General features: G+C 57.1%; 24 protein-coding genes. 21 read left to right on the top strand and 3 right to left on the bottom strand.

The window, feature by feature from the left end:
- Positions 1-26 precede the first annotated feature (26 nt).
- Together ACFFSY_RS31150 and ACFFSY_RS31145 are read left to right on the top strand one after the other, a co-directional pair.
- Positions 27-1190 (top strand): hypothetical protein, encoded by a 1164-nt coding sequence (locus ACFFSY_RS31150; RefSeq protein ID WP_377501636.1) that lies wholly within the window; start codon positions 27-29, stop codon positions 1188-1190.
- A gap of 12 nt (positions 1191-1202) precedes the next feature.
- A complete protein-coding gene (locus ACFFSY_RS31145) occupies positions 1203-3587 on the top strand; it encodes a DNA topoisomerase 3 (RefSeq protein ID WP_377501634.1) in 2385 nt (794 codons plus the stop codon).
- 313 nt (positions 3588-3900) lie between these two features.
- Here the strand turns inward: ACFFSY_RS31145 and ACFFSY_RS31140 are convergent, their stop codons facing one another.
- The gene (locus ACFFSY_RS31140) at positions 3901-4638 is read right to left on the bottom strand and encodes an HAD family hydrolase (RefSeq protein ID WP_377501632.1); all 738 of its coding nucleotides are present in this window, start codon (positions 4636-4638) and stop codon (positions 3901-3903) included.
- A gap of 124 nt (positions 4639-4762) precedes the next feature.
- On the opposite strand from ACFFSY_RS31140, the gene ACFFSY_RS31135 reads away from it, so the two are divergent.
- From ACFFSY_RS31135 to ACFFSY_RS31090, 10 genes are all read left to right on the top strand, one after another.
- Entirely contained in the window at positions 4763-4900 is a 138-nt protein-coding gene (locus tag ACFFSY_RS31135; RefSeq protein ID WP_377501630.1) for a hypothetical protein, read from the top strand.
- A 570-nt stretch (positions 4901-5470) separates the two neighbouring features.
- On the top strand, positions 5471-6196 hold the full coding sequence (locus ACFFSY_RS31130) for a phosphonate ABC transporter ATP-binding protein (protein WP_377501628.1): 726 nt from the start codon (positions 5471-5473) through the stop codon (positions 6194-6196).
- Between the two features lie 89 nt (positions 6197-6285).
- Entirely contained in the window at positions 6286-6897 is a 612-nt protein-coding gene (locus ACFFSY_RS31125) for a PdaC/RsiV family protein (RefSeq protein WP_377501626.1), read from the top strand.
- A 95-nt stretch (positions 6898-6992) separates the two neighbouring features.
- A complete protein-coding gene (locus ACFFSY_RS31120) occupies positions 6993-7580 on the top strand; it encodes a response regulator (RefSeq protein ID WP_377501624.1) in 588 nt (195 codons plus the stop codon).
- Positions 7581-7595: 15 nt separating this feature from the next.
- Positions 7596-7886, top strand: coding sequence for a hypothetical protein (locus ACFFSY_RS31115; RefSeq protein WP_377501622.1), 291 nt, complete (start codon positions 7596-7598; stop codon positions 7884-7886).
- A 68-nt stretch (positions 7887-7954) separates the two neighbouring features.
- Positions 7955-9547: an amino acid permease gene (locus tag ACFFSY_RS31110; protein WP_377501620.1), complete on the top strand. Its 1593-nt coding sequence runs from the start codon at positions 7955-7957 to the stop codon at positions 9545-9547.
- A gap of 418 nt (positions 9548-9965) precedes the next feature.
- A complete protein-coding gene (locus tag ACFFSY_RS31105) occupies positions 9966-10640 on the top strand; it encodes an MOSC domain-containing protein (RefSeq protein WP_377501618.1) in 675 nt (224 codons plus the stop codon).
- A 163-nt stretch (positions 10641-10803) separates the two neighbouring features.
- The gene (locus ACFFSY_RS31100) at positions 10804-11814 is read left to right on the top strand and encodes a phosphotransferase (protein ID WP_377501616.1); all 1011 of its coding nucleotides are present in this window, start codon (positions 10804-10806) and stop codon (positions 11812-11814) included.
- Positions 11815-11957: 143 nt separating this feature from the next.
- Positions 11958-12869 carry a polysaccharide deacetylase family protein gene (locus ACFFSY_RS31095; protein WP_377501614.1) on the top strand — a complete coding sequence of 304 codons (912 nt, stop codon included), beginning with the start codon at positions 11958-11960 and terminating at the stop codon, positions 12867-12869.
- Between the two features lie 108 nt (positions 12870-12977).
- Positions 12978-14387 (top strand): aldehyde dehydrogenase, encoded by a 1410-nt coding sequence (locus ACFFSY_RS31090; protein ID WP_377501612.1) that lies wholly within the window; start codon positions 12978-12980, stop codon positions 14385-14387.
- A gap of 51 nt (positions 14388-14438) precedes the next feature.
- Here the strand turns inward: ACFFSY_RS31090 and ACFFSY_RS31085 are convergent, their stop codons facing one another.
- Positions 14439-15419 carry a YpdA family putative bacillithiol disulfide reductase gene (locus tag ACFFSY_RS31085; protein ID WP_377501610.1) on the bottom strand — a complete coding sequence of 327 codons (981 nt, stop codon included), beginning with the start codon at positions 15417-15419 and terminating at the stop codon, positions 14439-14441.
- 183 nt (positions 15420-15602) lie between these two features.
- Here ACFFSY_RS31085 and ACFFSY_RS31080 point away from each other — a divergent pair, with 183 nt between their 5' ends.
- A complete protein-coding gene (locus ACFFSY_RS31080; RefSeq protein WP_377501608.1) occupies positions 15603-16136 on the top strand; it encodes an ADP-heptose synthase in 534 nt (177 codons plus the stop codon).
- A 101-nt stretch (positions 16137-16237) separates the two neighbouring features.
- On the opposite strand, the gene hlpB is transcribed toward ACFFSY_RS31080, so the two are convergent.
- Positions 16238-16546, bottom strand: a complete 309-nt coding sequence (gene hlpB / locus ACFFSY_RS31075; RefSeq protein WP_377501606.1) for an HNH nuclease-like protein HlpB — start codon at positions 16544-16546, stop codon at positions 16238-16240.
- A gap of 375 nt (positions 16547-16921) precedes the next feature.
- Here hlpB and serS point away from each other — a divergent pair, with 375 nt between their 5' ends.
- From serS to ACFFSY_RS31035, 8 genes are all read left to right on the top strand, one after another.
- Positions 16922-18205 carry a serine--tRNA ligase gene (serS, locus tag ACFFSY_RS31070; RefSeq protein WP_377501604.1) on the top strand — a complete coding sequence of 428 codons (1284 nt, stop codon included), beginning with the start codon at positions 16922-16924 and terminating at the stop codon, positions 18203-18205.
- Between the two features lie 212 nt (positions 18206-18417).
- The gene (locus tag ACFFSY_RS31065) at positions 18418-18804 is read left to right on the top strand and encodes a VOC family protein (RefSeq protein WP_377501602.1); all 387 of its coding nucleotides are present in this window, start codon (positions 18418-18420) and stop codon (positions 18802-18804) included.
- A gap of 146 nt (positions 18805-18950) precedes the next feature.
- On the top strand, positions 18951-19913 hold the full coding sequence (locus ACFFSY_RS31060) for an AAA family ATPase (RefSeq protein WP_377501600.1): 963 nt from the start codon (positions 18951-18953) through the stop codon (positions 19911-19913).
- Positions 19914-19945: 32 nt separating this feature from the next.
- The gene (locus tag ACFFSY_RS31055) at positions 19946-21049 is read left to right on the top strand and encodes a DUF58 domain-containing protein (protein ID WP_377501598.1); all 1104 of its coding nucleotides are present in this window, start codon (positions 19946-19948) and stop codon (positions 21047-21049) included.
- Positions 21046-22353 carry a hypothetical protein gene (locus ACFFSY_RS31050; RefSeq protein WP_377501596.1) on the top strand — a complete coding sequence of 436 codons (1308 nt, stop codon included), beginning with the start codon at positions 21046-21048 and terminating at the stop codon, positions 22351-22353. The genes ACFFSY_RS31055 and ACFFSY_RS31050 overlap by 4 nt, the downstream gene beginning before the upstream one ends.
- 77 nt (positions 22354-22430) lie before the next feature.
- Entirely contained in the window at positions 22431-22790 is a 360-nt protein-coding gene (locus tag ACFFSY_RS31045; RefSeq protein WP_377501594.1) for a hypothetical protein, read from the top strand.
- 145 nt (positions 22791-22935) lie between these two features.
- The gene (locus tag ACFFSY_RS31040) at positions 22936-23292 is read left to right on the top strand and encodes a DUF3243 domain-containing protein (protein WP_377501592.1); all 357 of its coding nucleotides are present in this window, start codon (positions 22936-22938) and stop codon (positions 23290-23292) included.
- 139 nt (positions 23293-23431) lie between these two features.
- Entirely contained in the window at positions 23432-23986 is a 555-nt protein-coding gene (locus tag ACFFSY_RS31035; protein ID WP_377501590.1) for an SLOG family protein, read from the top strand.
- Positions 23987-24200: the final 214 nt, after the last annotated feature.

Below are 24200 nucleotides of genomic sequence, written 5' to 3'. Positions count from 1 at the left end.
CAACAACTTGTCCGGGGGAATGATCGATGCGGAGTGAAAGCGCCGTCTTTTTGACGCCGGCCGATGTTCGAAACATTCAGCACTATGTCACGCGTAAGTATGCCGGCCTGCCAAGCGAGCGGCATGCCGAGATTGTCACCGACGCCATGCAGCGAATCGTCATGAAGCAGCTTCCTGCCTACGCAGAAGAGGAGCGGTTAATCCTGACGGGACAGCTGTTAGACGAGGTGGTTACTCGCCAGCAAATTCCCGTCGGCGCCGAGCACGTGTTTGCCGCCTGTTTACGGCGCGATGATACGGCGAGCGAGTGGGTGGACATTCTTCGAGCGTGGGCGGAATCTCGGCTTCAGCGGACGCTCGATCCGCAGCGGTTCAGTCAGTACATCAGGCAGGCTAAGGCACAGCTGTCACTTACACAGGACGGAGCAGAACTGCAGCCTGAGCAATGGCGCTTGCTCGAAGTAGAAACCGCGCTATGGGAGGAAAGAGCGGCGCAGGATGCGATGGCCGGAGAAGGACTTGATGCTGCGCCCACTTCTGGGAAGCGCATCTATCCGGACAAGCCTTGGTCGCTTCAAGAGCGGCCTCGGTTGTATGCGCTGCTGTGCGCGATTGTCCTAGCTGCATCTTTTATTTATGGATGGATCAGGTTGGCGCCCATGCTGCCTCAGGAGCTGCAGCCGCCGGTCGCGCTGCGTCCCGCATTGCCCCAGCCCGCACCGGTGCCGCAGACGCGCCTGAACGAGCTGCCTAATGAGCTTCGTTATGCAGCTGTCGATGTCGATCGTCTGACCGCGTATTTGGAAGCGAAGAATTCCCTATTGGCGGAAGCGGAGTACCGGGATATCATTTTAAAGGCGGCCGAAGAATTTGATATACACCCGCTGCTCCTGTTTGCGATTACCGGTCAGGAGCAGGCTTTTGTGCCAAGGTCTCATAAACTCGCGAAGAAAATGATCAATAATCCGTTCAATGTTTTTCACAGCTATGAGGAATACAACACGACGCTGGAAGATTCGGCGAGAATCGCTTCCAAGACGGTCAACAAGTGGAGCAAGGATCGGCCAGAGGGTACAGATGCTATAAAGTGGGTGAACCGCAAATATGCTGAAGATCCGAACTGGGCCAAGGGAGTTTCGAGCATTTTTGGGGCAATGAAGCGCTACGTAGAGGATAGCGAGTCGGAATAGAGAGGCGATTCATTGAAAACGTTAATTATCGCAGAGAAGCCGGACATGGGACGGACGATTGCCGCCGTGCTGGAGCCGAAAGCGCAAAATAAACGCACTTATCTCGAAGGCGAGCATCATATTATTACGTGGGCGATCGGGCATCTCGTCAGCTTGGCGGAGCCCGATCGTTATGACGAGAAATATAAGCGTTGGAATGCGGCTGATCTGCCGATCATCCCGGAGCGGTTCAAGCTGTGGCCGAATCCGCGGACAACGGACCAGTTGAAGACGATCGGGGAGCTTGCCAAACGCTGCAATAAGCTGGTCAACGCCTGCGATGCCGGGCGAGAGGGACAGCTTATTTTCCATTTGATCAAGCAATATTTGAAGCTGTCGCAGCCGGTCGACCGGTTATGGATATCCGATCTGACGCCGGAGACGATTCGCAAGGGCTTCGATGGTCTGCGCAGCGATGCCGAATACGATTCGCTCACCCGCGCGGCTCGTGCCCGCAGTGAAGCGGATTGGCTCGTCGGGATGAACGCTTCGCGCGCGTTCACGATCAAGCACAAGACGCTGCTGTCGGTCGGACGCGTACAGACGCCTGTACTGGCGCTGCTGTACGACCGTCATAAGGAAATCACGGCGTTTAACAGCGAGACGTATTTTATCGTGCAGGGCGTGTTCGTGCAGGCGGATTTTAGCTATAAGGGCATTTGGCAGGGCGATCGGATCGTCGAGAAGGAGAAAGCCGATGCGCTAGCCGCCAAGGTGAAGGGGAAGCCGGGCCGGATAATCAGCTATGAGAAGACGGAGTCCAAGGAATACCCGTTCCGGCTGTACGACCTGACGCTGCTGCAGCGGGAAGCGAACGGCCGATTCGGTTACCCAGCCAAGAAGACGCTCGACATCGCCCAGGCGTTATACGAGAAACATAAAGTCATCACGTATCCGCGTACCAGCTCGAACTATGTGACGGAAGAGAATATTCCGGTCATGGGCAACGTGCTGAATATGTTGAAGCAAACTTCGACATACGGTCAGTTGGCCAATGGCGCGGATCGCAGCCGCGTGCACAAAGGGAATAAGGCGGTGTGCAATCCGGCGAAGGTTGAAGACCACCATGCGATACTGCCTACGCCGAAGAAGCCAGGTACCCTAAGTTCCGAAGAGCAGAACATATACGATATGATCGTTCGCCGGTTTCTCTCGCACTATTATCCGCCTGCTCGCTACAATCATCACGAGGTGATTACGGAGGTGGAGGGCGAGCAGTTCCGTACCAAAGCGAAAGAGCAGCTGGAGCCGGGGTGGCGTGTCGTGCTCGGGAACGAAGGTGCGGATGCCCCGAAAGCGAAGGGCCGCAAGAAGAAAGGCGACGAACAGCAGGAGGAACAAGACGACGAGCTGATGGTGACCGATCGGCCGTTCTCGGTCAACCCGGACGAAGCGGTCCGCTGCAAGGATGCCACGGGGATCGAGAAAGCGACACAGCCGCCTAAGCCGTATACGGAAGGCACGCTACTGAAAGCGATGGAGAGCGCGGGCAAATCGATCGAGGACGACGAGCTGCGCGAAGCGATGAAGCAGACCGGACTCGGCACGCCAGCAACCCGGGCGGCGACGATCGAGCGGCTGAAGCAGGTCGGATACATCCAGCCGGCGGGCAAGCGGCTGGACATTACGACTAAGGGCTGTGCGGCGATCGAACTGATTCGCGGCGCGGGCGTCGAGCTGCTCGCTTCTCCGGAGATGACCGGGCGCTGGGAGCAGCGGCTTCACCAAATTTCGAGAGGCGAGGCATCTGACGAGCAGTTCATGCAGAAGGTGAAGCAATTCGCCGAGATGATCGTGGGGAAGGTGAAGCAGCAGCCGCAGGCGCAAGCCTCCATCTTCGGAGAAGATGAGGGGAAAGGCGTTCGGTCGGCGAAGAACGGTGCTGCGGCGAAAGGTCGTTCCAGCGCGCGCGGAAGCAAAACCGGCACTTCGACTGGCGCATCCGCAGCTTCCGGTACTTCGCGTGCTTCCCGTACCGTACGATCGACGGCTGCCTCGGAAGCTACCGCAGAAACTGGCGCGGCGAAGAGCCGTGCCCGAACAGCGACAGCCGTTGCGGCGAGAGAGCCGAAGCCAGCCGGCGCACCGGAGTGGATTGCCGACTGTCCGCGTCCCGGCTGCGGCGGCAAGCTGATTGAAGGCAAACGCGGCTTTGGCTGCATCCGGTTCAAAGAAGGCTGCTCATTCGTCATTTGGAAGGATCAGCGGGGGAAAGCCGTATCGGCCGCGATGGCCAAGTCGCTCGCGACCAGCGGCCAGACGCGCAAAATGACGATCAAGCAACTGGACGGCAGCTCGGTGGCCGGCAAGCTGGTGCTGACGGATCCGACCGTCGGCACGGTCGAGTTCCGGGAATAAACGACATGTAGTTACGAAGAACGTGCTCGCTCGTTAGGAACCAATCCTATCGAGAGGCACGTTTTTTTGTGCTTGTCGTGCGCGAAACATGGCTTTGCGGTTAGCGGGCGTCGGTCTGAATGGCTTCTCGTTGACCAGCCGTAAGGGGGGAGTTAGGAGAGGATGGATGGCTCGGCATAGCGCGTGCTTCGCCTAGAATTGAATAAGAACCGCATCAAAACGAACAAAACCCCTCCGGCAAGCGGCAGGCGCGTAGTTCGCGTCCATGCTCGTTCCGCCAGAGGGGCTCTGATGAAGACGGCATCATCTGCCGTTATGTGCGCCCCAAATAACCGTGAATCGTATCCGGTACTTCCTTCAATGCTTGCAGCGTGAAGAATGCGCCTTTCGGTGCGACTTCGATCCCGACGACATTAAAGACCCACTCCATATCGGTCTTCATATGAATGGCATGAATCCCTGCGGTCAGCGCGGGCACGATGTCGGTGCGAATGGAGTTGCCGATCATCCAGGTCGAGGAACGGTCGAAGCCGCCTGTCGCCAGAATGTCTTCCATCGCTTCGATATTTTTGCGGGAGCGAACGTAGATCCGCTGGTCAAAATACCGTTCCAGCTGCATCGCTTTGATTTTGCGTTCCTGGATGAGGAGCTCTCCCCCCGTATACAGGTGAAGCTCATGCCCGCTGGATGCGAGCGCGTCCAACGTCTCCTCCATATGCGGGTACGGCTCGACTTGATGATCGTATACGCTTCTGCCCAGCTTCCAGAGGAAATCCTCTTCCACGGCCGAGCATGCGCGTCCATAGAACGAAGCGAAGTATCGGTACGTCCCGATGAACGATTCCGGAAAATGATCGCTCTTGAAGCCTTCCGCATGGACGCCGGCCAGATCGATCTCCGTTTGTTTCTCTCGAATGACCGTCTCGGTCAGCCCATAGCCGCCGAACCACTTCGTCATGGCATCGACGAATTGGTCGATGACGTGATAAAAGTACTTGTTGCAATAGATGAGCGTGTCGTCCAAATCAAACAGAATCTTCTGCTTGGTCATAGTAAAAGCTCCTTCTTCAAATGATTCCGTCGTCTTCTCAATCTACCGCACCCGCATAGCCCTCGTCAAACCGAATAATCGACGCAGCCGAAACAAATAATGTAAGCGGAGGTGAGCTAAAGCCATGCCTTATAACAAAGCGGAGAAAAAAGACAACCAGAACAACGAGTCCAAGTTTCGTGTTCGTTCGCGTACGCCGAATCTGGATAAACTCGCGAACCGCCCCGCCAGCCTGAACGGAATCAACAAGCAGCTTCCTTAATTCAGTTGTTTGAAGAACATGGCAGCACCCGGTATGCGTCCTATGCGAGCATCCGTCCAAGCGTCCGGCGATGATGTCGTGAGCGTCTGTCCCACCGAGCAATCGACAGGAAGCAGACCACATCCGCATACCAATGATAAGCACAAACAAACGCGCGTCACCATGGCTTCGTGCCGGTGACGCGCGCTATTGTTTAACGGGATTAAGCATATTTCTGAATTTTCTCCGTCAAATTCTTCCGTATAAAAGCCAGCCGGCGGCGGACGTAAAAGTCATAGCTCTCGCCTCTTAAATCCCGGGGAGAGACGACCGATTCCGCCTCATTGTCAATTATCGTAAGCGAGCCGTCCGCATAAAATTTAAACGTCAAATCCCGGAATGGACGACGGGTTTCAATAAAACGATAGTTTTCACAACGTTGCAAGGTGATCAACTCCTTCGGAATGGTAGAGGGAACGTTTGTTCTTGTTTTGATTATACCAAACATTTGTTCGGATGGAAACTATTTTTTGAATAATTTAAACTAGAATGATAGATGGCAAGAACTGTAGGCAAAGGAGCGCACCGGGCATGATCAGAGTAACGAAATTGTCGAAGCAGCTACCCGGCAAAGTGAACATTTTATCGGATATAAGTTTCGAGATTGGCGCAGGAGAGTTCGTGGCGATCAAAGGCGCAAGCGGAAGCGGGAAATCGATGCTGCTGCGCTGTCTGGCGCTGCGCGAGCCGTGGAGCTATGGCGATTACGAAGTTGATGGCGTTTCCATTTTCAAAAAAGGGCTGTCCGGCAAGATGAAAGTACGGCGCGAAATGGCATATCTGGAGGAAAAGCCAGAGCTGCTCCCGAACAAAACGGCGCTCAAAAACGTGCTCATCGGCGCGACGCATCAGACGCCGATCTGGCGCAGGGTGACAGGCATGATCCGCAACGACGACTATATGGGCGCGATGGACATGATCGAGAAGATGGGCCTGCTGGACAAGGCGCACCAGAAGGGGGACAAGTTAAGCGGCGGCGAGAAGCAGCGCATCGCGATCGCCAGGGCGCTGGTGCACGGCGCGAAGGCGCTGCTGGTCGACGAACCGGTGTCGGGTCTGGATCCGCATACGGCTGAACACGTGCTGAGCGATCTGAAGCGGATGTGCGCGACGCAGGGCATCACCGTCGTGGCCGTCCTGTCGCAAGGCGATTGGGCGGAGCGATTCGCCGACCGGATCCTGGGTCTGAACGGCGGCAAGCTCGTTGTGGATATCAAGGGAAGACGCATGACCGCGCGCGAAAAAATGCTGTTGTAGTATTACCGGGAATTAGGCGGATAACCAATGGCATACGACCTGCATATAATGGGAGGTATTTCATTACGAGCAGGCAGGTGTCATGCAGGATGGCCTTTCAATTTCCGGTTCATGTGCAAGCATCCCGAATTACGTTCACCAAAGCGGAATTATGGATTCCGGTCGTTAGCGGCGTTCAGAACGCGGCTGCGCGCAACGCGATCAACGCCGACATTCGCCAGCAGGTGCGTGAGCTCGCGGCGGATCAAGGTTCATTAGACGATCCACGCGCCGAGATGCAGGGGTATTTCGAATTGAAGACGAACGAGAAAAGCATTCTCAGTCTATCGCTCTTCAATTACGCGTATACGGGCGGCGCTCACGGACTGACGCTGCAGAAATCGCTGACGTTCCAAATCGCAACAGGCAAGCGTTACTCGCTTGCGGAACTATTCAAGCCGGGCAGCCCCTACGTGAAACGATTGTCCGACCTCATTAAAGCGCAGATTAAGGAGAGACAGATTGCCACTTTAGGCGAATTTGAGAGTATTGCGCCGAATCAGTCTTTCTATGTGGCGGACCGCGCATTGGTCGTCTATTTTGACTTGTACGAGCTGGCGCCTTATGCGTTCGGGTTCCCTTACTTCCCAATCTCGGTGTTCGAGCTTGCGGATATCGTAAGTCCCAGCGGACCGCTTGCCCCGATGATCGTGAACGATTAAAGGACAGCGGTTCGCGGTTCAATGCCCAATCCATTCCAAGTACGCCGGTAGAATGTGAGTCGCCGGCTGCGCCAGCAAGAAGGAGAAGCACATCCATGATATACGCCGTTATCATTCTATTCATCATCCTTGCAGCGCTTCTCCTATGGCGGGGAGCCGCTAGAAACCGAGGCAGCCGGCTTGCCGTGGAGCAGGATAAGTTAACGCCATTAAGTAACGAGAGCGAACGAAGCGGTCCGAATTTCGCTTCACGGCCAGGCGTTACGGGAACGAGCGTGGAGAACGCGCCGCTGGATCCGACGCCAGCCTTGGAGGAGTCCGGTCCGCCCACGGTGATGATCGTCGACGATCAGACCGCGATTCGCATGCTGCTGCGCGAAGTGTTCGAACTGGAAGGGCTGCGCGTGTTCGAATTCTCTCACGGCAAGCCTGCCATCGAGACCCTGAAGCAGAAGCGGGTCGACTACATTTTGCTTGATCTCAAAATGCCGGACATGGACGGGATCGAGGTGTTGACCGCCATTCGCGCCTATAACCGCACCGTCCATGTGGCCATGATCACGGCCTACGGCGATCCGCTGAAAATCGATGCGGCCCGCAAATTGGGCGTCACGGCCTTCTTCACCAAACCATTCGAGATCGATGATGTCAAACAAAGCGTGATGGCCCGGCTGAACGGGTAAAGGAGGCGCGTAAACATGGCCAGGCTGTGGATAGGCGCGATTGCGCATTTCATTTTAGGGCTGCTGTTTCCCTACGTGGCGGTAGGGGCGACGATGTTGATCTATGGATTCATGACGCCGTCCACGGATGCGGAGAAACTGCGCGGCATCGTAATCGCACTTGTTTATGTGCTTGCGGTTGTCATCGTCAACATCTATGCGTTATGGCGGCAGCCGGCAAGAAGCAAGTGGAAGCGATTCGCCATGCATGTGCTCGTCTTCTCGTTCGCCGCCGGAACGATGTTCGCCCTGCTTCGCTGGTCATAAGACCGGCGAAGCTTTTTTGTGCTTGGGGAGCCCTATGCGACATACAGTCAAATAGGGGGTGCCTCGTCATGTTGGCCGTAATCGTCGGTTCATCGCTATTTCTGTTCGTGTGCGCGTCGGCATTGCTGCTTGGCTATCTGGCTCATAGGCATGCCGCGGGCTCGTTTCACCACCAATCGGCGCATGACAATTCGGCACGCGTCAGTTTCATAGCGGACAGGCATGACCAGAACAGATCGGGACATACTCAGCAGCCGATCCGGCGCATGAGCGGCTTCTCGGTCTTCGGCTTCTCGTTCTCCGGGATGGGGCTAATTAGCTGTGCTTGCTGGCTGCTCTTGCCTGCGATCGGGCACGGAGGACCTGCCGCACTCGGAATTGGCTGGCCGGTGATCGGCTTGTTCGCCATGCTAGCGTCTTGCGTGTACGCGTCGTCTGCGGCTGGGGTACCTTCGAACGGCGGCGTATACCACTGGGTATTGGCTACGTCGGGGCGGCGGCGGGGTTTGCTGGCAGGGGGATTCCATTGCGCGGGGCAAGCCGTCTTGTATGCGGTAACGAACGTACTAGCGGCATCTTGGCTGCATTCGACATTATCGGAAGCATTCGGTTATAACGCGACTCCTGCTGGCCATTATGCGCTGTTAACGGTGTTGTTCGCCGCGCAATTCTGGACAAGTGTGCGCAGTCCAGCCCGGCTCGGCCGTCTATACGCCGCTGCAGCCTGGATGGAGATCGCGGCGATACTCATCATGATCATGGGGCTGGCTTATGCGGCAGGAGCGGGTTATTGGCCGGTGCAAATGATCTATGGGCAGCACCACCCGGTGGACGTGCAAGCCGCCGGCCCGAATGCGACTTCGACGATGCTCGGCCTGCTGCTGCTGTACCGGGGACTGATCGGGAGCGAGAGGGCAGGGGGGATGGCGGAAGAGACGGAGGATTCGCGCCTAAACACGCCTTGGGCGATCTTTTTGTCTACCGTGTACGCCATTATCTTTGGCTACTTGTTCTTCGCTTTCCTCCTCGTGCAAATACCTTTTTCACCTGACGCCGGCGGGCTTCTCGAAGGCATTCGCGCCATATTGGGGGACGGTTACGCATGGTTGACTCCTTCTGTCGCCGTATTGGTGTTTCTATTCACATGGTTCTCCGGCGCGGGTAGTCTGACGGGCATGGCGCGAATGTGGTACGCGATGGCGCAGGATCGCGGCGTTCCGATGTCCGATTGGTTCCGGATTGTCTCCAGACATCGCCGAGTACCGCTACGCGCGCATGCCGCATTCGTGACAGTCTGCGCCGTGATTAGCGCGGTGGTGCTGCTGGTGTACGGTCGCAACGCAGCGGTCACGCTGCCGTTCCAGCCGCTCCTGTTGGCCATTATGCTGCTGCATGCCGCCTTGGTAATCGTGGCTGGTGGCAGATGCGCCGCGCGACTCGCTGGACGGACGATCGCGATCGGGCCGTGGGGACTGGGGAGATTGGAGCCATGGATAGAGTGGCTGACAGTCGGTTGGGCCGTAACCTGTATAGGCAGCTCGGCGATGTTGGTCACGCCAGTCGGTTGGATAGCGATTGGAACTGCCTTATTGCTAATCTTGCTCATCGTATACGGGAGCAGACAAGTCGGCTTTGGAACCTCTAGGGATAGCAGACGATGAATCGAAATACCGCCGCGAGCTGTTTGTTCGAATTGAGAGAAAATTTCCGCAATAATCCGGGAAATGAAGCATCATTTCCCGGGGAAGCGCAGGAAGCAACAAGAGCGGCGGCGTTTCGACATGAAGGCATCGAGAAAACCGAGGTTATGACGAAAAGGCGCGAGTGGCGCAAGCGAGTGTGAAAACGGATGCGAAGACGAATGCGAAAACTGATTCGAAAACGAATGCAAAAATGACTGCGAAAACGACTGCGAGTGTGATTACGTATGCTGTGAGACTCAATGCGCTGACCCACTTTGCCCAATAAGGAGTTGTCAGGACTATGCAGCATCGTTACCTGGAGGACTGACGCAGGATTGCCAACTCTTTCCGGGGCAGACTATAATGACGATATTGAGAAGCGGGAGAGTGGATGGATATGGGTGAGCAGTTGGGCAAGCTGGTGTCGCTGAACGTCGCGCTGCCGGTTGCCGTGATGCATGGCAGCAAAGAGATTCAAACAGGCATTAACAAGGAGCCCGCATCCGAGCGGCTCTTCTTGACCAAGAACGGTCTGCACGGCGACGGACAAGGCGATTTGGTCCACCATGGCGGCGAGGATAAAGCGGTGTGCGTGTATTCGCTCGAACACTTTCCGTATTGGGAGTCCGCATGGGGCAGGCCTGTTCTGCCAGGGGCGTTCGGCGAGAATTTCACGGCTGAGGGACTAACGGAAGAACAGCTGTGCATCGGCGACGTCGTGCGCATCGGCTCGGCGCTCGTTCAGGTGAGCCAGCCAAGACAGCCGTGCTTTAAGCTAGGCTTGAAGCATGGATTGCCGGAGCTGCCGGTGCATGTGCAGGAGACGGGCTACACGGGCTTTTATTTCCGGGTGCTGGAAGAAGGAGAGGTTGGATCGGGCGATACATTCATGCTGGAGCGGCGCGATTCGGCGGGCATTACTTTGCAGGAAGCGAATCGTGTCATGCATACGGACAAGAAAGACGCGGCGGGAATCGCTCAGGTGCTGAACGTGGCGGCGCTGTCCGCAAGCTGGCGCGAGACGCTGAGCAGCCGCCTGGCGAAATTGAACGCAGCTGATGGCCGCTCGTAAACGAGGAGTCCGCGGCTTCGCTGACCGAGCGAATCGTAGACATGGCCGGCTTGGCTGGCAGGGCAGCGGAGTCGATCATGCATCCTTTCGATGAGGGCATACAGTGTGTTGCTTATACGGGCTTAATTATTCATGTTATTAAATAACGATATACGGAGGCAGCATGAACGGAACGATAGGCGGCGAATTCGCCGCTTTTTTAGATGCATACGACTGGTCGTCCCCTTGGCGCGCGGAACGGGAAGAAAGCGGCATGAACAACACGACGCGCATGATTTACGCTGGCGACGAGCGTTATGTACTGCGGGTGTACGACAATCATCGCGACGAAGCGATCGTCCGGGTCGAACATGCCGTGCTGCTCGCCTTGATTGGGCAGGATATGGACATCCGGGTGCCTGAGCCGGTTCGTAACCAAGGGGGCAGCACGGTAACGCAAGGTCCCGAAGGGAAATTAGCCGCATTATACCGGTATATCGAAGGACGTCGGCCAAGCCCGGATAACCCGGCGCACATTCGCGGACTGGGCGAGGCTGCCAGCAAGCTGTCGAGCCGATTGGCTGCCGCGCAGATCGACGTGAAGCCGTTATACGACGCATACTATCGGTTCGAGGAGACGCACCGGGCCATGACGAACGAACGACTCGCCGAGCTCGCGCACACGCTTCGTCTTCCTGATGCGGAGTCCGAGCAGGTCGAGGCAATGGTTCGCTTGCGGGCCGAATTGCGGCTGGCTGCCAACCGTGCAGCGAAGCTGCCGCATCAGTGGATACATGGCGATATCGTGTTCACGAACAGCGTGGCGGCAGCCGATCGCATCGTGGGGCTATTGGATTTCGAGTTCGCGACAGTAGATGTTCGCGCGATGGAGCTGGCGGTCGTCTTGGCCGAGTTCCCTGGGCCGGACGCAGGTACCGCGCTGAATCGCATCGGGCTGTTCTGCGAGGGCTACGGCGAAGGAGTCCGGCTGGGCACGGAGGAAGCGGACATGCTGCCTGCGCTCATGCAGATGCGCATGATGGACGTCTTTCTCCATTTTGCCGGGAGGCTGGCGGACGGCGTTGACGTTCCCGAAGTATGGCGGGGCCAGATCGAGCGGACAAGCTTCGTATGCGGATGGATCGAACGCAACCGGCTCGAGCTGAATCGGATTTTTCGCGAAACGTTGACATGAACGCCGCCAAGACGGGCGTCGTCTATGGACCTCGTAGTGGTCCGTTACCGACACGAATGCATAAGGGTATGAATTGAAACTTCCGCCATATAATCGGTCGTAAGAGATCCCACTACATCCTCGCTTGGAAGGGAGCCATCCTAATGTCTACAGCTGAGCGGCTCGGATTCGGGCCTCAAGACCGGTTGCTCATCGTCAATGCGGACGATTTCGGGTTGTGTCACGCCGTTAATCAGGGCATTCAATCATTGTTGTCGGACGGGATCGTATCTTCAGCCACGCTTATGACGCCTTGCGGCTGGGCCAGGGAAGCTGCGCTGTGGAGCGCGAGGCATCGCCATTTGGACGTCGGCGTTCATTTGACGTTCACCAGCGAATGGGACGCGTACAAATGGGGGCCAGTCTACAGAGGCGGCTCTACGCAGTCGCTCGTCACCGACGAGGGCTATTTCCATAAAGACGCCAAGTCGTTCGAGCGATTCGCCGATCCGGCTGAGGTTCGCCAGGAACTCGTCGCTCAGATCGAGATGGCGCTGGCGCTTGGCGTGGAGCTGACGCACGCGGATAACCATATGGGCAGCTTGTACGGCATACAGACCGGGCGGCACTTCATCGCGGAGGTGTTCGACGTGTGCGCGGAGTACGGTCTTCCGTTCCGGCTGCCGCGGAACCTGCTGCTCGAGGACGGTCAGGTGGCGCCGCCTGAGCTAGCCAGCCAAGCAGGCCGGATGGCGAAGCTTGCCGATGAGAAGGGCGTAGTCGTCCTGGATTATTTGCTCGGTCTTCCGTTTCGCGGGGCGCCGGGCGAGACCTTCGATTCGTTTAAAACGCAGATGATCGCGCTCCTCCGTAATTTGCATCCCGGCGTGTCGGAGGTGATCCTTCATCCATCTCTCGTGACCGACGAGCTGCTGGCTTTTCATGGCGAGCCGCTCAGGAGGGGAATGGAGATGGAGCTGTTTCGGGATCCCGACATTCGGCGCACGATTGCGGAGGAAGGCATTCTGCCTGTCCGATGGCGCGATCTGCGGGAACTGCAGCGGGCGAAAGACTAATCCAGCTATTCGGCGAACCCTTGCTTACCCTCGTTTTTTGGGGGGAGCAGGGGTTTGTTGTATACTTGGAGATATAGGCAACAACGGGACTAAGCGGGAGGGAATAGCATGAACGATGCGGCAAACGGGAATCTGCCTGAGCTAGATACGGAGATTACGTCGCTCTTGGATAGGCAGAAGCAATATTTCGCGCAAGGGCAGACACTGTCATTAGCGTTCCGCAAGGAGCAGCTGGGCCGGCTCAAGGCCGTAGTCAAAACATACGAGCAGGACATTCTGGACGCCTTGTACGCGGATCTGGGCAAAGCGGCCGACGAGGCGTTCATGACCGAGATCGGCTTGTTATATACGGAAATCAGCGAAGCGATCAAACGGTTGGGCAAATGGGCCAAGCCGAAGAAGGTGCGGACGCCGCTCCTGTTCTTCGGAGCCAAGAGCTATATCATGCCCGAGCCATATGGCTCCGTGCTCGTCATCGCGCCATGGAATTATCCGTTCCAGCTGGCGATCGCGCCGGTGATCGGGGCAATCGCCGCGGGCAACACGGTGATCGTTAAGCCTTCCGAGCTGACGCCGAACGTATCGGCCGTGCTTGCGAAGCTATTCAAGTCGGCATTCGATCCATCTTACGCGGCGGTGGTCGAGGGGGATGCGGAGACAAGCCGCGCGCTGCTCGCGCAGTCCTTCGATTATATATTCTTCACGGGCAGCGTAGCCGTCGGCAAAGTGGTTATGGAAGCGGCGGCGAAGCGGCTTATTCCGGTGACGCTGGAGCTGGGAGGCAAAAGCCCGTGTATCGTGCACCGCGACGCCAACCTGAAGCTGGCGGCGAAGCGGATCGCCTACGGTAAGCTTATGAACGCCGGTCAGACGTGCGTGGCGCCGGATTACGTGCTGGTGCATGAAGAAATCCGGGAGGAGTTCGTCGAAGCGCTATCGTCCTCGATCCGCGCATTTTACGGCGACAATCCGATCGAATCGGACCGTTACGGCAAAATCGTCAATGAAAGGCACTTCGACCGGCTTACCGGCTATTTGGAGGGAGGCGGCAACTTCGCGCACGGCGGCCGCTTTGACCGGAAGAGGCTGAAAATCGAGCCGACCTTAATAGAGAATGTAACGTGGGATCAGCCGGTTATGCAGGACGAAATCTTCGGACCGATCCTGCCGATTCTAACCTATGATCGAATTGATGATGTCATTAATGTTATTAACAACCGGCCAAAGCCACTCGCGTTATATCTCTTTACGGAAGATAGCACGATCGAACGGGACGTGCTGGCACGCGTCTCCTTCGGCGGGGGCTGCGTCAACGATACGCTCATGCATTTGGGCACCTCGAGCCTGCCTTTCGGCGGCGTAGGGGAGAGTGGCATGGGCAGCTATCACGGCCAATTCAGCTTCGATACGTTCTCCCATCGTAAAAGCGTGCTGAAGCAGACGACGCGCTTCGATCTGGCGATGCGCTACCCGAGCGACAAAAGCCGGATCGGCCTGCTGCGCAAGGCGATGAAATAGCAAGCGCCAATGTGCCGTAACAGCAAAAGCCGCCATATAGGCGGCTTAGGATCAAGGCTTGGCAGCTAGCAGGCAGGCTGCGATTTTGCGTCCGTGGAAGCGTCCGGTCTCGATGAAGATTTCGTTCGCTTCGCGTCTTGAGGCGACAACGCCGGCGAGAAAGATGCCCGGCACATTCGTCTCCATCGTGGCGTCATTGAACGTCGGATAACCTTCTTCTTCCATCGTGACGCCGACGGAGGCGAGGAAGCCGCGGTCCGGATGAAAACCGGTCAGCGCGAGGACGAAATCGTTCTCCAGCGTTTCAGTGCGGCCTTCGCTCTCCACGACGAGATGAAGCGGGCCGATTTCGATGACGCGCGAACGAAATCGCATGGCGATTCTGCCTTTGGCGACGAGGCTCTCGAACAGCGGCCGCACCCAAGGCTTGATGCTGGGGGAATAAGCGTCGCCCCGGTAGACGACGGTTACCTCGGCACCGGCCCGCTCAAGCTCCAGCGCGGCGTCGATGGCGGAATTGCTGCCGCCAATGATGGCTACCTTCATGCCCGTATACGGATGCGCTTCCCGGAAGAAGTGACTTACTTTGTCCAGTTCCTCGCCAGGGATGCCCAGTTTGTTCGGATGGTCAAAATAGCCGGTCGCGATGACGATGCTCTGCGCGCGATACGTCTTCTCCGTGTTGGAACGGTCCGTGCTTCTGACGATCCAGCCGCCTTCCGGCAGCTTGTCCAACGCGTGGACGGCTTCATAGGCATGAACCCGCACTTGGCGGCGCCGCGCGACGGTTCGGTAGTAATTGAGCGCCTCGAGCCTTGAGGGCTTGTCGCCTGCGGTTGTGAACGGGATCCCGCCGATTTCGAGCACCTCAGGCGTGCTGAAGAAATGCATGTACGTGGGGTACTGCGAGATCGAGTGGACGATATTGCGCTTCTCGATAATTAGCGCATCGATGCCGGCATCCTGCAGCTCGATAGCCGCGGCCAAGCCGCACGGGCCTGCACCGATAATAATGACTTGCTCTTCCATCATGACGGAACGCCTCCAATTCGCAACATTGTCTTGCTTATTGTACCATACTGCCGCGGGTTGCTCCGCATTTTGACGGTGTGTACAGGCGTTCGAATAGTGTATAATAGATTCACGCTTGCCATTATCTTGTTCAGATCCTACCTCAAAGGCAAGGTTTCAGGCGATAGTAAAGGGGGAGATAGAATGCGACGCCGCTTTGTTATTGAGGCCGTCATGGTGGCTACATATGGACAATTGCTCGTGCCTAGCCGGCCGGTCGATTTTGTCTTGCCATATTCCACGGTTTTGGAATTGTATGATATGAAGGAAAGTCCGGAGCCGGTTATGGACGATCCCGAAGAAGACAAACACGTGAAGCAGAAAATCGCGGAATTGATCGGGTTCTTCGAGGACCCGCTGAATCGCAAAAAAATCGAGCGAGCGCTTCAAATGCCGTGGCGGGAGAGTTCCCCGCTGCTGCTGAACGACGTGATTCAATTTACGATCGTGCACGGGATCGACAACGCGCAGTACGGCGAATATTTCGATCCGATCGAGACAGAGCTGCTGCTGACGGCGATGAAGCTGGATATTCCGCTTCTGTCCGACCAGTTCGAGTTCCAGGACCGGCTGATCGAAGCCGAGGTTCCCGTGCAGGTCTACGATATCGAGGACTACGAGTTCGCGGTGGAAGAGGGACTGTCGCCGACGGAATGGGAGACGATGCGCGACCTGTAAACTGCTGCAATAGACCGGAGCGACGGCTGAACGGCTGTTTCTCCGGTCTTTTGATTTTGATTGACCAACGCGCTTGAACATCGGCTTGCTTGTCGGGGCGGTCAACGGTTCCTCACGCGCGCCGATTTGCGTACTTTCGGCAGCACGCCGGGCGGCTGCTTGCGAATGTACTTCACGTAAGCGGCTACGGCGGCATCCGCCATGAGCGCCTCGATCGTCGTCAAGACCATGCGTACGAGATCCTCGTTCGTGTATAGCGCATGGATTTGCCGGTGGCACGTACGGCATACCAAAGCCGTTTCCATGAACGTGCCGCCCATCTCCTTGGGCGTCAAGTGATGCTCGGTCAGCTCGACCTCGTCCCGCCTGCATAACGCGCATCGGCCGACGGCCGGTTTGTGTTTGGCCATGGAACCGCTCCTCTCCTGTTTGATTCGGTTAGCTTGCGGCTTGAATACCGGGAATATGCGGCAGGATCGGAAGCTTGATGGGAAGGGCTTGCAGGGGAAATGCGTCTTTGCTATAATCACCTCTAACAATTACACAGCTAACCATGCCGATGAAGAGCATCCAACTCGGAGGCGTTGCGATCGGGATTGCCGGCTGCTGACCGCTGCTTGCCGTCCTCTAAGTAATCCGGGTCCGTCCCGTTACAGACGGAGCAAAGCGAGTCGGCGCTTATTGCCGGCTAAGTTGGGTGGCACCGCGAGAGAAGCGCTCCTCGTCCCATATTGGGGATGACGAGCGCTTTTTTGCATTCCATCTGACGAAAGGCGGAGATCGGCATGTTGGACATTCGGATGATCCGAGAACGGGCAAATGAGGTACAAGAGGCGGCAGACCGCAGAGGGATTGATTGCGATATCGCGAAGCTGCTTGAGATTGAAGAGGGCTGCAGACAGCGCAGGGCGGCGGTAGAAGCGATGCGAGCGGAGCGCAATGCCCGTTCGGCGCTCATCGCCTCGCTCATCCGCGAAGGCCGTAAGTCGGAGGCAGAGAAAGAGAAGGCGGCAGCCGCTAAGCTTACGGACCGGATGACGGCAGATGAAGCGGAGCTGAAGAGGCTGGAGGACGAGCGGGATCGGCGTTTGCTTGAAGTGCCGAATTGGATTTCGCCCGATACGCCGGACGGAACCACGGATGAGGATAATGTGGAGATCCGTCGTTGGGGCGAGCCGACGGCAGCGGAATTTCCGGTCAAGAGCCATGTCGAGCTCGGCGAGGAGCTGGATTTGCTCGATTTGCGGCGCGGCGTCAAGGTCGGCGGCAGCCGTCAGTATGTGCTGAAAGGGCCTGGCCTCATGCTTCATCGGGCGGTACAACAAATGGCGCTTGATCTGCTGGACGACGAAGGCTTTACGCTGCTGGACGTACCGGTTATGGCGAAGGAAGAGGCGTTTTACGCGACGGGATTTTTCCCGGTGGGGCTTGATCAGGCTTACCGGCTCGAAGAAGGCGGCCATTACTTGGCGGGAACGGCCGAGGTGCCGCTGGTAGCCATGTATGCGGGAGAGACGCTCGATCTGACCGAACCGATGCGGCTGGCGGCCGCGACGCCGTGTTTCCGAAGCGAGGTTGGCAAGGCGGGCAAGGATGTTCACGGCTTGTATCGCGTCCATCAATTCGCCAAAGTGGAGCAGGTCGTCATCTGCCGGGCGGACCCCGAGCTTGCGGACCAATGGCTGGAGCGGATATTGGCACATGCGGAGAAGCTGCTTCGGCTGCTGGAACTGCCATACCGGGTCGTTGCGGTCTGCACGGGCGATCTCTCGTACAAGAACTACAAGCAGTACGATATCGAAACGTGGATGCCGAGCCGCGGCGCTTACGGGGAGACGCATTCGGCTTCGAACCTGCTGGATTTCCAGGCCAGACGGGCGGGAATACGATACCGGGACGATATCGGCCGGCTGCGTTATGCGTACACGCTGAACAATACGATGGCGGCGACGCCTCGGATTCTCATCCCGCTGCTGGAAAACCATCAGCAGGCGGACGGCTCGATCCGTGTGCCGGAAGCGCTTCGCCCATACATGCGGGGGATGGGGGAGATTCGGCTTCAACCATAGAGCGATTAGGCGCAGTCTGGGGAGACTGACAGGTGCATTTTTGTTTGCAAGAAAAGGTGATGATGAAGCTTTCCGGACCTTACAGCGCCGGAGAGCTTTTTTTGGCGGTGTGCGCTTGTTAATCAGGGAACGTATGTTCTATAATGATCATATCCTTTCTCGGCTGCCGGGGATGCGGCCGAAAAGCTTGTCTGTACGGAGGTGGCTTACCAATGCTTCATCACATTGAATTATATGTATCGAATTTGGAACGAAGCGAGCGGTTCTGGTCTTGGTTGCTCGGGCAGCTCGGGTACGAGCAATATCAACGCTGGGCGGATGGCGTCAGCTATCGCGCGGACGGCACCTACATCGTGTTCGTTCAAGCCGAGCTGCGGTATATGGACGTGCCGTACCACCGGAAGCGCGTCGGCCTGAATCATCTGGCGTTCCGGGCGGCGTCACGCGAGCAAGTGGACGCGTTGACCGATGCGCTCCAAGACCGGGGTATTACGCTATTATATGCACATGCCCATCCATTCGCCGGGGGCGAGCGCCATTATGCCGTTTATTTCGAGGATCCGGATCGGATCAAAGTGGAGATCGTCGCTCCGGCTTGACCGGTTTACGCTTCTATTATCTCTTGTTCGGCGAGATTCGCGGACGGCCGCGTCAGATCGGACATGGCGCGTACTCTCGTTACCCGTTATACTAAATGGGAAAAGCTTCCTATCATACTTCGCGAGTACCGAGAGGAGAAGTGTACATGAGTTTCCAGTCTGTTCACCGGCTGGCCGAACGGATCCGGGACAACGTCGGCGCCGTTATTGTCGGCAAAGACGATGTGATCGACCATATGCTGATCGCCATTATTGCCTCCGGCCACGTGCTGCTCGAGGATGTGCCCGGTACGGGCAAGACGCTCCTTGCCAAAGCGGTGGCCCGTTCAATCGGCGGGTCGTTCAAGCGCGTTCAATTTACGCCGGACCTGCTGCCTTCAGATTTGACCGGCATCCATTTCTTTAATCAGCGCAGCGGAGAATTCGAGTTTCGGCCAGGTCCGCTGTTCGCCAGCATCGTGCTGGCCGACGAGATCAACCGGGCTACGCCAAGGACGCAATCCAGCCTGTTGGAGTGCATGGAGGAAGGACAAGTCAGCCTGGACGGCATGACTTTCGCGCTCGAGAAGCCGTTTCTTGTCATCGCTACGCAGAATCCGGTCGAACAGCAAGGGACGTTCCCGCTGCCCGAAGCGCAGCTCGACCGGTTCCTGTTCAAGATTCGGATGGGCTACCCGACTGCCGAGGAGGGGATTGCGATCATGAAGCGGTTCCTTGAAGCGAATCCGCTTGAAGAGCTGACGGCTGTCGCCGAGCCGTCAGAGATCATCGAAGCTCAGCGGCTGTGTCGAACGGTAAGCGTGAGCGAAGAACTCCTTCGCTATATGCTGGCGATTGCGGAGGCGACGCGTACGCATGCGGACGTTGTACTAGGCGTAAGTCCTCGCGGCGTGCAGGCGCTGCTTCGGGCATGCCAGATCCGCGCGGCATTAAGCGGACGGGAATATGTGCTGCCCGACGACGTCAAAGCGCTCGCGGTTCCTGCTCTTGCCCATCGAATCGTCGTAAGAGGCGCGATGCGGCTGAAAGGACACGCGGCCGATGAGGTCATCGCTTCGGTCCTATCCCAGATCGCGGTGCCGGCGGATGCGCCGCTGCATGCGGGTTAGCCGATGAAGCGGCCGGAATCGAAGGTGCAGCGATGACGATTCATTGGGTTATTCTCATCCTCGTCCCCGTGCTTGCCGCCCAGCGTCTGCTGTTCCGCTATTGGGGCATGCGCAAGCTGTCTTATGAACGGACATTCAGCGTGCAGAGCTGCTTCGAGGGGGAACGTATCGAGATGATCGAACGGATCCGGAATGAGAAGCGGCTTCCCGTCCCTTGGCTGCGAGTCGAATCGCAGCTCCGAAGCGGATTGCAATTCGGCAGCGGCGATAATTTGGATGTAAGCAGCGGTTCCTTGTATCAGAATCATGCAAGCCTGTTCAGCTTAGGCGGGCGGAGGCAGATTACGCGCCGGCATCAAGTTCGATGCGCCAGGAGGGGCGTATATCGGCTCGCTACGGCCGCGGTGTCGTGGGGCGATCTATTCGGCTTGTTCCGGGATTGGAAGCAAGTCACGCTGAATGCCGAGCTGACCGTCTATCCGCTTCCGGCGGAACGGAGCGAGCTGGGCCTGCCCGCACATAGCTGGCAAGGCGATGCATCCGTTCGCAGGTGGATCATGGAAGATCCGTTCCTCGTCAGCGGCGTTCGAGCCTACCGGAACGGCGATCCGCTGAAGAGCGTCAACTGGGGAGCGACCGCACGTACGGGGACGCTTCAGGTGCGCAAGCATGACTATACAGCCGACTACCGGTTAGCTGTCCTGTTGAACGTGGAGGACCATGCCGGGATGTGGCAGGCTGTGACGGACGAGGAGCTGATCGAGCATGGTATCCGCAAGGCCGCGGGATTGATGCAGCTGGCGGAAGAACAAGGGCTAGCCTTCAGTTTTACCTCGAACGGCTATGATTTGGACCAGCCCGGCCAGCACATCGCGACCTCGAGAGGGGCGGGCAGGGAGCATCTAATGCTTGTCCTTGACGCTATGGCGAGGTTGATCATTCACCGGTGCGTTCCGTTCGAAGAGCTGCTTCGCGATGTCGGAACGGATGAGGAAGAGCGGTGCGACATCGTGGTGGTGTCCGCGTTCTGGAGCGAAGCGTTGGAGGAGGCGGCTGTTGTGCTCCGACAGCAAGGTCATCTGGTGAACTGGCTGCCGATCGAAGCGCTGGCGGACGAGGAGGCGTACCGATCATGATGCGGATTCGGGAAGCCGGTCTCGTACTTGTCCAAGGTGTTATCGAGTGTATCATTTATTTGCCGCTGCTCTTAATAGCGGATGGACTTGTTCAACCGGCAGTATGGGAGAGGGGCTGGTGGCTTGTCCCGCTGCTAGGTTATCCGATCGGTTATCTATTGGGCAGACGTGCGGCGTTCCGCCAGCCGTCAGTGACCTTACTGCTAACATGCGTCTGTGGCCTTGGGGTCGGGACGCTGCTGTTTGCGGTCTTCTCAGCAGGTATAGCTGTAGCTATCGCGGCCTCGCTGGGATGCACGATCGGCTTATATCGCGGGGCACGAGCGGCGCTCGCGCCTTGGGCGGAACGATTTACGTCGGCTCATTTCAGCATCGGGCTGCTGATTTACGTGCTGTATTCATTTATTTTGCAGCGGAACGAACGTTTCGCGGTTCCGTCGGCCCTCTTGCTGGCTGGCGGCGTTGCGGCGATGATGATCATGCTGCTCGTCGTGAATCATCGAACGGTCCGCGCGGAGTCGGCCGCGCCGGGGGCGGACATTGGAGCCGACGCGGCGGTCAGAAGCCGTAACGTTCGGCTATCGATACTTGTATTAATGGTTACGCTGCTATTGGCCGTGAGCGGTAGTTTGCAGGTAATATTCCGGGCTGTCTGGGGCGAAGCTGCCGCTTGGATCCGTCGTCTCCTAGCTCCCAAGGAACCAGCGCCCGCGCCGCCGCCGCCAGATACGCCGGTCGCCCCGCCGCCCTCGATGCTACCCGCCGGCGAGCCAACCGAGCCCTCTCCGTGGTGGGATTGGGTGATGTACGGTTTTATTGGGATTGTCGGCCTCTTTATACTGATTGCGATCATTCGCCGTCTGCCGCTTGTTCCGGCACTGCTTCGCGGCTTGCTTGCGCGGCTTACCCTTTGGCTGCGACGAGAACGGCTTGTGGATCAAGGCAATTACCAGGACGAGGTAGACCGGATCGTCAAGCCGGAGCGCAAAGGGCGTTCGTTCTTCGGTATTCGAAGGCGGAATGCAGCGATGCCGAGATCTGGCGGTCCGGCTGACCGGCTTGTTCACCTCTACCGGACGTGGTTATCCGAGCGCCATCATTCGAGTTTGCCGTTCGATCCGTCGCGAACTCCGATTGAGATAGGGCAAGCCGAAGCGCTTCGAGAAGGCGCGGATGGAGACCGTCATATCGGAACAAGGCTTACACGGGCATACTCAGCCTATCGCTATGGCGGCATTGAGGCGAAGGACGAGGAGCTTACGCGGCTAGCCGGGGAGATACGGCCAAGGAAACCAAAAAAATAATCCGTTGGTTACATAAAGCAATCGACTTTGCGCATATTAGAACTATTCCTTAGGCAAACAGGGAGGTTCTGACCGATATGCAGCAGCAACCGAATCAATCGATCAACAGCCAGCAGCTTTCGTACGAGCAATTCCAGCAGCAAGTGCAGCAGCAGAAGGAACAAGAGCGCATACAAGCGCAGCAAGCGCTGCGCAACGTCGGCCTCGATTCACGTTCTCAGCAAGTCAATCAAGTGCTGATCGAGCTGCAAGCCATTCAGCAGGAGCTCTCCATCGCGGAGAATCAGCTTCAAATGCAGATGGATGCGCAAAAACGCCAAATTCAGGCGATCGCACAGCGGGTCCAGCAAGCCGAGGCGCAAGTGCGAATGTCCATGAACGCCAATGCCGCCTCAAGCGCGGTCCCGCCGATCAATTCGACGGGATTTATGCAATAGCCGCGCTTCCCGAATCGATTCGCGCACGCCGCCGCCCCAGATCCGTTATTCGGATCGAGGGCGGTTTTGCCATGCGCAGGTGATTCAAGCCTGTCTCCTTACGGTAAAGATACGTGTACCGATTACCAAGAAGGAGGCGTTAACGATGACGGAACGTAACCATGCAGTGCTGAAGGACGGAGAACTCCAAAATGGCAAGATCGAGGATACGATCGAACGGCTCAGCTCCAAGAAGAAGGACGAGATTTTGGCGGATTTCGAGCAGTTTCGTTCGTATTTGAGCAAGCGGATCAAGATGGCGGAAGCAATCGGGCTGAACGAAGAGCAGCTGGCCGTTGCCGCGCAGAAGGTTGCTCAGTATCTCGCCGAGCACGAGGAGCCTCGCAACGCCGAGGAGCAGCTGCTCCAGCAGCTATGGAAAGTCGGGGATGAGCAGGAACGGCACATCTTGGCGCATATGCTTGTCAGACTGGCGCAGAACAAAGAAGCGGGCACGCATTAATCCATACAAGAGGAAGCCTTGGTTCGCGGCCGTACATGCCGCGCCGCCAAGGCTTTTCATTTTGCAATCCAGGCGCGATCCGGGTAAACTGAGGGCATCTCAATTATTCCTTCATCCCCGATGAGGCAAGGAGTTTAGCATGAATAATTTGCTCGTAACCGGCTATCGCGCCCATGAACTCGGCATATTCGATCAAAAACATAAAGGAATCCCGCTTATCAAGAAGGCCATCGAGAACAAGCTTGTGCCGCTTATCGAAGACGGGCTGGAATGGGTCATCACGCCAGGCCAATATGGCGTGGACCTGTGGGCGTGCGAGGTGGCGATCGCGCTGAAGGAACGGTATCCGGCGCTCAAGCTCTCCATCATAGCGGCTTATCTGAACCCGGAAGAGAAATGGAATGAAGCGAAGCAAGATTATTACCGGGGAATGTTGAAGCAGGTGGATTATTACGCGAGCGTCAGCAAACAACCTTATGAAGGGGTATGGCAGCTGAAAGCGCGCGATGAGCTGCTGTTTCGCAAGACGGACGGCATTCTGCTGTTTTATGACGAAGAGAACGGAGAGGCTAGTCCCAAGTTCATGAAGCAGCGCGCCTTGAAGAAGCACGAGGAAGAAGGGTATGGGTATATCATCCTGACGGGAGAAGATGTGCAGAACGCGGCGGACGAGCAGAATTGGGACATTAGCTGAGCGGCTGATGTTCTTAAGCGCGTTTTTGATGCATCCGACATACGAACGAGCTTCTGATGCGGTAACTCATCTTTCATATGTAGGATAACGAGGGGGGTGTCCCAAAAGTCATCGAAAAGATGACGTTGGGACACCCCCGTTTTCAAATGCAATTTTTTGGTTACCGCATCCACTGCGCGGTCGCATGTTCTTCCGATCGCTGTTGTTCCCGGAT

The sequence above is a fragment of the Paenibacillus aurantiacus genome (assembly GCF_042431225.1).
Classification (GTDB): domain Bacteria; phylum Bacillota; class Bacilli; order Paenibacillales; family Paenibacillaceae; genus Paenibacillus_Z; species Paenibacillus_Z aurantiacus.
This window is presented reverse-complemented; position numbering and strand designations above follow the sequence as displayed.